Origin of the sequence: uncultured Rikenella sp., from assembly GCF_910577125.1 — a bacterium.
Lineage (GTDB): Bacteria > Bacteroidota > Bacteroidia > Bacteroidales > Rikenellaceae > Rikenella.
Window position 1 is genome coordinate 1 of sequence record NZ_CAJTMN010000087.1, and the last position, 8108, is coordinate 8108.

The 8108-nt window shown below is 60.0% G+C and carries 6 protein-coding genes; 1 reads left to right on the plus strand and 5 read right to left on the minus strand.

Features of this window, described 5'->3' with window-relative positions; genetic code table 11:
- Positions 1 to 702 precede the first annotated feature (702 nt).
- The 3 genes from QZ292_RS08420 to QZ292_RS08430 form a co-directional block, all read right to left on the minus strand.
- Positions 703 to 1764, minus strand: a complete 1062-nt coding sequence (locus QZ292_RS08420; RefSeq protein ID WP_294600511.1) for a TlpA disulfide reductase family protein — start codon at positions 1762 to 1764, stop codon at positions 703 to 705.
- A gap of 62 nt (positions 1765 to 1826) precedes the next feature.
- Positions 1827 to 2186 (minus strand): DMT family protein, encoded by a 360-nt coding sequence (locus QZ292_RS08425; RefSeq protein ID WP_294600513.1) that lies wholly within the window; start codon positions 2184 to 2186, stop codon positions 1827 to 1829.
- 1061 nt (positions 2187 to 3247) lie between these two features.
- Positions 3248 to 4420 carry a DNA polymerase III subunit delta gene (locus QZ292_RS08430; RefSeq protein WP_294600515.1) on the minus strand — a complete coding sequence of 391 codons (1173 nt, stop codon included), beginning with the start codon at positions 4418 to 4420 and terminating at the stop codon, positions 3248 to 3250.
- A gap of 110 nt (positions 4421 to 4530) precedes the next feature.
- On the opposite strand from QZ292_RS08430, the gene asnS reads away from it, so the two are divergent.
- Positions 4531 to 5898: an asparagine--tRNA ligase gene (asnS, locus tag QZ292_RS08435; RefSeq protein WP_294600518.1), complete on the plus strand. Its 1368-nt coding sequence runs from the start codon at positions 4531 to 4533 to the stop codon at positions 5896 to 5898.
- 793 nt (positions 5899 to 6691) lie between these two features.
- On the opposite strand, the gene QZ292_RS08440 is transcribed toward asnS, so the two are convergent.
- Positions 6692 to 6838 carry a hypothetical protein gene (locus tag QZ292_RS08440; RefSeq protein ID WP_294600520.1) on the minus strand — a complete coding sequence of 49 codons (147 nt, stop codon included), beginning with the start codon at positions 6836 to 6838 and terminating at the stop codon, positions 6692 to 6694.
- A gap of 138 nt (positions 6839 to 6976) precedes the next feature.
- Positions 6977 to 8023: a branched-chain amino acid aminotransferase gene (locus tag QZ292_RS08445; RefSeq protein WP_294600522.1), complete on the minus strand. Its 1047-nt coding sequence runs from the start codon at positions 8021 to 8023 to the stop codon at positions 6977 to 6979.
- Between the last annotated feature and the right edge of the window lie 85 nt (positions 8024 to 8108).

The window sequence follows — 8108 nt, forward strand, 5'->3', positions numbered from 1 at the left end:
CGCAGGCTTCAACCCGCTTGGTAAGTGAATAGCTGGTGGCTGGAATTACCGGCCCGCGCGGCTCTGTGAGCCGCAGGGCTTTGGTCGATATTTATGGCTATGTTTACTTTCCGCGCGCCTTGGGAAATCCAGTCAAAACACGCAAGCGAGTTTTGACGATTTCCCTCTTAAGGCGTGGCGCGCGATTTTGGCACTTTTTCAGTCGCCCGCGGCAATTCTCGTTGGTTGGCTGGATGCCAACCAACAGAATATGTCCTTTTAGGCGTGCGGGCGACTGTCAAGCTTCGAGCCGGACGGAACTGCCCTCGGGCCGGTCAGGCCCCGCGTGCCCGCGGTGGGCAATTGGCCGGGTCAGCCCAGCTCTCGGTTCGACGGATAAGTAGAGTCTGGCAATTGTGAGTGCGGCACGCCCCGTTTATTCCGAGAGGCAACGCAACTGAAACCCGTAGGCGCGGCTGCCTGCACTGCCGGGATTAAGGTACGTTACGCTAAAATACAAGTTCATGCCATTGGTGCTGCCGACCGTCGAAGACCAACTGAACCCGTTGTGGCCAACACTCCATAACGCGCCTTCGCCACCGCCTCGGTTGCCCGGGGCGGCGCCGGGTGGCAATCGTTCGAAGCCGGCAAGAAAAAACCGGCAGGAATCTATATTCCTGCCGGCTGAGCCAAATATATGAGCTGCAAATAAGAGAAGTCAGATTACAGCAGCCCCTTGACCACCCCCTCGATCTCCGAAGAGGGCAGATTCTGACCGACGATATTCCCCTCGCGGTCGATCAGAAAGTTAGCCGGGATTTTCCGGACATTATAGAGCCTCACCGCCGGCGAGTCGCCTCCCTGCAAGTCGCACACCGAAATCCACGGCAGCCGCTGTTCTGCCACACTCCCGATCCACTGCGCCTTGTTGGCGTCCAGCGACACCTGATAGACCTCGAACCCCTGCGGCGCATACTTTTCATATACCTCCGCCAGCTCCCGGTTGAGGATTTTGAGCTCCGGCAGGTTCGACGCCGTGAATGAAAGCAGGATGACCTTTCCCGTCAGCTCCGACAGCTTCCGCCGTTTCCCCAGCACGTCCGGCATGTCCAGATCCGGAAACGAGACCACATTGTCCAGATTCGCTTCGACCATCCGCCCCGCCGTCGCGACATTGTCGAAACTCCGGACATCCGCCGCCAGCGCCTGCGCATACGGCGAGCCCGGATACCGCGCATTCAGCGAATCGCTCACCATCCGGAAGTAGACCACATCCGTCGCATCGTCCGTGAAGAGGAACGACCCGTCCGCCGCAATCTGGTACAGCGGCACGATCGCCGCCATCGAGCCCGTATGCTGCGAGATGAATATCGCCGCCGCCTGCTTGCGTGCGATCGGATTTTCCTCCCGCAGGATGTCGTTCGCCTGCTGCACCAGTACCGACCCTTCCGACCCCGTCACCTCATACGCCGCACCCGTACTGTCCGCAATCCGTAGTACGATTTTTTCCGCCGCCTCCGTCAGCAGCGGGATACTGCCCCCGCCCGCAATCCGCAGCGAGTAGAACTCCGGCGTTTTCGAAGTCTGTTCCAGAAAGAGGTTGAATTTCCCCTGCCGATCCGTCCGTATCGAGTCGACGAACCGCGCTCCTGCCGGCACGATCCGTTCGACGACGATCGTCCGGTCAGCTCCTCCGGCCGCGATTTCGCCGCGGATCGTCACCCCGTTGCCCGAACATCCGGCCAACAATCCGGCAGCCATAATGGCGAGTATCTGTTTCATCATGGTATTCTCTTGTTTTGAAATGAGTTCGGCTACAAATATAATCTTTTTCCGTCCGTCCCGCCTCACTTCTTGAACATAAAGTAGACCGCCAGCACCAGAAACATCGCACCGAAGAGGTGGTTGAGCCTGAGCGCTTCGTTTTTGAAGAAGAGGGTGGTGAAAAGGGCGAAGACCACCAGGCTGATGACCTCCTGAATGACGCGGAGCTGCAGCAGGCTGAACGGCCCTCCCATTCCCTGGAATCCGATGCGGTTGGCCGGAATCATGAACGAATATTCGACCAGCGCGATGCACCAGCTCACACAGACGATCCCCCAGAGCGGCAGTCCCTGGAAGAACCGGAACCGGAGTTGTCCGTACCAGGCGAGTGTCATGAAGGAGTTGGAGACGACTAAAAGTAAGATTGCGTATATTCCTTTCATATTCAGGATGTTTCAGTGTTGTTTTCTCGGGAGGTTCGGCCGGGGTTGCCGCAGCGCTGCATTTGTGTCGGTGTGCGCGAATAAGGAATGAGCAAAGGGTTGGGCTGCCCCAGCTATTTGCCCACTGCGGGCATGCGGACGAAAAATGGAGTGCAATAAACCAAAGCGATACGTAGTATCGCTCCGTCCCGCCGGGGTCACCCGGCCGCCGCCCGCGCAGGGCAGTTCCGTCCGGCTCAAAGCTCGACCGCGCGCCGACGCCTTAAAAGGGAAATCGTCAAAACTCGCTTGCGTGTTTTGACAAGATTTCCCAAGGCGCTCGAACAGAGAACGCTGCGAAGATTTGGGCCGCCCTAGCCAATTGGGAGTGCGGCACGCACCGCCCGCCCGGCGTAAGGGCAGTACCCTCAAACCACCGCGCGCCACGCCTTAAAAGGGAAATCGTTCAAAGCGCGAAACGCTTTGAACAGGATTTCCCAAGGCGCGCGAACAAGACCCGCGAACAAAAACAAGGTCGAAACCCAGCGGCTCGAAGAGCCGCGCGGGCCGGACGCCCCAGCCACGCGATTCGCTTACCAAGCGGGTTGAAGCCTGCGGGGCCCAAATGCAACGTTAGTTGCGGGCCTCCGCGGGGGGAGGCTTCGGCCCGCGCGGTTCTACGAACCGCAAAAGTTCAGCCCAACTCACCATCCAAACCTCTGCCCGTTCGTCTTCGGCGCGCCCCCCTCGCGCCGGTGCCTTCGGGCACCCCGAAATAGCAGCCTCTACCTCAAGACTGAGGCTGGCGATTCCTCTCGGAATCGCACTGCTCATTCTCGGCTCTGTGTTTGACTCACTGCGGCTCCGCTGTCGCTCCGCCGCGATTCGCGCGCCGAGCGATTCATTCTGTTTCGGCTCATCGCCGAAACAGTTGAATCACCTCCTTAGGCGTGGCGCGCGGGAGAGCTTTGAACCGGACGGAACTGCCCTCAGGCCGGGCAGGCCCCGCGTGCCCGCGGTGGGCAGATGGTTGGGGCAGTTCAAATCTTTGTATTGTTCTTCGTTCGCTCGCCTTGAGCGATTCATTTGAGCGCCGCCCGCGCCGTGCCGATGATTTTGCAGATGCTCATCGCGAAATGCGTGAAGAGGATGCGCGCATTGCCATTCTGGCGAATCTGCGCCAGCAGCAGCTCGAACTCCCGCACGAACTCCTCCACCGTCGCATGCGAGACATACGGCGCGAAATTGTGACAGAACCGCTCCTGAACCGGATCCGTATAGGCCAGCTCCCGGAGACCGATCCCCGTCAGGTAGCACGACCGCAAGAGTCCCAGTCCCGCTATGCAGAACTGTTTCTGCACCTCCCTCCCCAGCGGCGCCATCTCCTCCGCCCAGCCGAACAGATCCAGGTACTTCTGCTGGTAACACAGCCGCATCAGCCGGATAAACCGCTCCCCATGTTCTGCCGCTCCTCCGCCTGCACCCTCTGCCGCCAGCCGTACCGCTTTTCCCCAGCTTCCCTGCGCTAAGTGTGCCGCCTGTACCGCCCGTTCCTCCGCGATTCCCCGGCGGGCCACCAGCTCCCGGGCGATCAGCTCGTCCGGTACCCCCGCCAGCGCCACCGCCTGCGTCCGAGACCGGATCGTCGCGATGATCTTCTCCGGTTCGACGCTCACGAACAGAAAGAGCGTCCGTTCCGGCGGCTCCTCCACCAGCTTCAGCAGCGTATTGGCCGCCGTCTCGTGCAGCCGTTCCGGCAGCCAGACGATTACCGTCTTGTATCCCCCCTCGAACGCCTTGAACCCCATCTGCCGCACCAGCTCGTTCGCGTCCGTCTTGTTGATGATCCCCTGCTGGTTTTCGATCCCCAGCCGCGCATACCACTCCTGCTCCGTCAGATAGCCCCCCGTCTCCGGAATCAGCTGCCGCCAGAGGTGCACGAACTGCTCGCTCCTCGGCTTTTCGTCCGCCCGCCCCGTCGCCACCGCCTCCTTCGACGCATTCACCGGGTAGATATAGTGGCAGTCCGGATGCTCCAGCCGCTGCATGCGGTAGCACTCCGGACAAACGCCGCACGAATCCTCCTCCGTCCGGTTGCGGCAGTTCACATACTGGGCGTAAGCCAGCGCCAGCGGCAGCGCCCCCGTCCCCTCGGCTCCCGTAAAGAGCATGGCATGGCTGATCCGCCCCTGCCGCACCGTCTCGCGCAGGCGGCGTTTGACCTCTTCCTGTCCGATAATGTCCTTGAATTGCATATGGTTCGATCGCGCCGTCGTCCGAAACCCGCCCGACGCCTGACGAAGATACGGAAATTTTGCATATCTTCGCCTTTCACACGGAAGTCTAAACCATACAGTATCGAACCATGAGAATAGCAGAGTTGCTCGCCTCCGGCGAGCGGAACGTCGAAGTCGTGGCCAAAGGGTGGGTGCGCACCAAGCGCGGAAACAAGAACGTCGCCTTCATCGCCCTGAACGACGGCTCGACTATTCATAATATACAAGTCGTGGCCGACACCGCCGCCTTCGACGAGGCGTTGCTCAAGGAGATCACCACCGGCGCTTGTCTGAAAGTGACCGGCACGCTTGTCGACTCGCCCGCCTCGGGGCAGCCCGTCGAGATCCAGGCCCGGCAGATCGAAATCTACGGGACGGCTGCCCCCGACAGCTATCCGTTGCAGAAGAAGGGGCACACCCTCGAATTCCTGCGCGAGATCGCCCATCTGCGGCCGCGGACCAATACCTTCGGCGCCGTGTTCCGGATCCGTCACGCCATGGCTTATGCCATCCACAAATATTTCAACGACCGGGGCTTCTACTATTGGAACTCGCCCCTGATCACCGCCTCCGATGCCGAAGGAGCGGGCGCGATGTTCCGCGTGACCACACTGGCTCCGGGCGAGACCGACTTCAACGAAGACTTCTTCGGCCGTCCGACCAACCTGACCGTCTCCGGGCAGCTCGAAGGCGAGCTGGCGGCGATGGCCCTCGGACAGATCTATACTTTCGGGCCGACCTTCCGGGCCGAGAACTCCAATACCCCCCGGCACCTGGCCGAGTTTTGGATGGTAGAGCCCGAGATGGCCTTCTACGAGATCGAAGACAACATGAACCTGGCCGAAGACTTCATCAAGTATCTGGTGAACTACGCGCTGGAGCATTGCGCCGACGACCTCGCCTTCCTCGAAAAGATGTACGACAAGGAGCTGACCGAACGGCTGCGGTTCGTGACCGCCAACGACTTCGTGCGGCTCACCTACACCGAGGGGGTCAAAATTCTGGAAGAGGCGCGGGATAAGAAAGGGGTGAAATTCGAGTTTCCGGTCTTCTGGGGGGCGGACTTGGCGGCCGAGCATGAACGCTACCTCGTGGAACAGCACTTCAGACGGCCGGTGATTATGACCGACTATCCGAAAGAGATCAAGGCCTTCTATATGAAGCAGAACGAGGACGGACGGACGGTTCGGGGGATGGACGTGTTGTTCCCGAAGATCGGCGAGATCATCGGTGGTTCGGAGCGTGAGGCCGACTACGGCAAGTTAGTGGCCCGGATGGAGGAGATGGGGGTGCCGACCGAGTCGATGCAGTGGTATCTGGATACTCGTCGTTTCGGGAGCGCGCCGCACAGCGGCTTCGGGTTGGGATTCGAGCGTCTGGTGCTCTTCGTGACCGGGATGACCAACATCCGGGATGTGATTCCGTTCCCGCGGACGCCGAAGAATGCGGAATTCTAAACCTGTTTCGTAGGCGATACGTACATTCTGGGATTTTCTGACGGTGGCGGACGCTCTGCGTCTTTTACCGGCAGCCTCTATTGCATAGGCTCTCCCGGGTGCCGAATGGGGCGGAGCATCGGACTGAGCTGTTGGCTGTGGGTTGGGTGAGGTTGTGGCGGGCCGGCACCCGGGAGGTAATGTTATAGGGTAGAGGCTGCCAGTAAAAGACGCTGTGCGTCCCTCCCGAGGGGGAAGCGTCCGGTCCGCGCGACCCTGCGGGTCGCAGGGTTTCGGTCTTGTTTTCCGCGCGCCTTGGGAAATCCAGTCAAAACGTGCTGGCACATTTTGACGATTTCCCAATTGAAGCGTGGCGCGCGGTCGAGCTTTGCCCCGGATAGAACTGCCCTCGGGCCGGGCAGGCCCCACGTTCCGTGGACGGGAAATGCTTTCGTATTTCTACTTTTCAACTCAGCCCAATTCTCTATCCGCGCGCCATGGGAAATCTTGTCAAAACGCACAGGTGCATTTTGACGATTCCCCCGTTAAGGCGTGGCGCGCGGGCTTGTTAATGCGTTTTTGAGTCGCCCGCAGGAATTTTATCTCGGTTTTGCTTGTCGCAAAACGAGTGAAATTCCTCTTTAAGCGGGGCGGGCGCGCGGTCGAGCATCGACTGCCCTCGGGCCGGGCGGGCCCCACGTCCCGTGGACGGGAAATGCTTCGCATTTCTGCGGCTGTGTCAGCCCAATCTGTGGGTGGGTAGAGGTTGCCTGTTAGGGTAGACCCGGCCATTTGTGAGTGCGACACGCACCGTTTATTCCGAGAGGCAACGCAACTGAAGACCGTGGGCGCGGTAGTACGCGCTGCTGGGACTGAGCCACGCCACGTCGCAATTCAAGTTCATGCCACTGGTACCGCTGACCGTCGAAGACCAGCTGTAACCGCCGAGGCCGACGTTCATCAGATTGCCTGACTGTCCATTGTTACCCGCGTCGCGGAAGCCCGGGGCGGGGGCATCCATACAGTCGCATACAAAAGAGGGTCGGCTCCACCATGAATGGAACCGACCCTCGCGCTTTCTATGGTGCGGAACAGTTGTTTACAGCTCCAGCACCGTATTCCACCCGTGCCGATCCTCTGCTTCTCCGTGCTGGATCGCCACCAATGCGTCGTACAGCTTTTTGCTCCACGGCCCCACCCCTTCGCCGAAGCGATAGGTTTTGCCGTCCGCCGGGTCGAAAATCGTCGAGACCGGCGTAATCACCGCCGCCGTCCCGCAGCAGCCCGCTTCGCTGAACGTGTTCAGTTCGTCGAGTTCCACATGCCGCGCTTCGACCTCCATGCCGAAATCCGCTGCGATCTGGCGCAGGCTCTTGTTCGTAATCGAAGGCAGAATCGAGTGCGACGCCGGCGTAATGTAATGCGCCCTTCCGGTAGCGTCGACCCGGATTCCGAAGAAGTTCGCCGCCCCGCACTCGTCGATGTAGCGATGTTGCGCCGGGTCGAGATACAACACGCTGTCATACCCCTTTTCATGCCCTTCGAGTGCCGAAGTGAGGCTCGCTCCATAGTTTCCCCCCGCTTTGGTATGTCCCGTTCCGAACGGCGCCGCCCGGTCGTGCGTGCGGTCGATAATCGCGCTGATCCCCTTCATCCCCCCGCTGTAGTACGGCCCCACCGGGCTCACGAACATCAGCAGCAGGGTTTCGTTCGCCGGCTTCACCCCCAGCTGCGGCCCCGACCCGACGATCACCGGTCGGATATAGAGCGACCCGCCCGATTCGTACGGCGGAATATACTCCTTGTTCAACGTCACCACCCGGGTGACCATCTCGCAGAACAGCTCGACGCTCGGCACATCCATTCGCAGGTACTCCGCCGAGCTCTGCATTCGCCGTGCGTTCTCGTCCATTCTGAAAATCCGCACCTTCCCGTCCGGGCATCGGAAAGCCTTCAGCCCCTCGAAAGCGGTCTGCCCGTAGTGGAAAGCTGTCGCCGCCATGTGCATCGTGACGGTCTCTTCGGTATGTTCTTCGATTTCGCCCCACTGCCCGTCGCGTGCATAGCAGCGCACGTTCACCGGGGTGCGTGTGTACCCGAATTTGAGGTTGTTCCAGTCGATTTCTTCCGGTTTCATATGTTGCATGTTTTTATATCGTTCGTTTATTTGCGCCTTATCAGGAGGGTACTGTTCTCTTTGTGAACAAAGAGAACCAGAAAAACTTTAGAGG

Bases quoted from the DNA above. Each gene is read 5' to 3' on its own strand.
- QZ292_RS08420 (WP_294600511.1), bottom strand. From the start codon at position 1,764: ATGATGAAACAGATACTCGCCATTATGGCTGCCGGATTGTTGGCCGGA.
- QZ292_RS08440 (WP_294600520.1), bottom strand. From the start codon at position 6,838: ATGAACGTCGGCCTCGGCGGTTACAGCTGGTCTTCGACGGTCAGCGGT.
- QZ292_RS08445 (WP_294600522.1), bottom strand. From the start codon at position 8,023: ATGCAACATATGAAACCGGAAGAAATCGACTGGAACAACCTCAAATTC.
- QZ292_RS08430 (WP_294600515.1), bottom strand. From the start codon at position 4,420: ATGCAATTCAAGGACATTATCGGACAGGAAGAGGTCAAACGCCGCCTG.
- QZ292_RS08425 (WP_294600513.1), bottom strand. From the start codon at position 2,186: ATGAAAGGAATATACGCAATCTTACTTTTAGTCGTCTCCAACTCCTTC.
- asnS (WP_294600518.1), top strand. From the start codon at position 4,531: ATGAGAATAGCAGAGTTGCTCGCCTCCGGCGAGCGGAACGTCGAAGTC.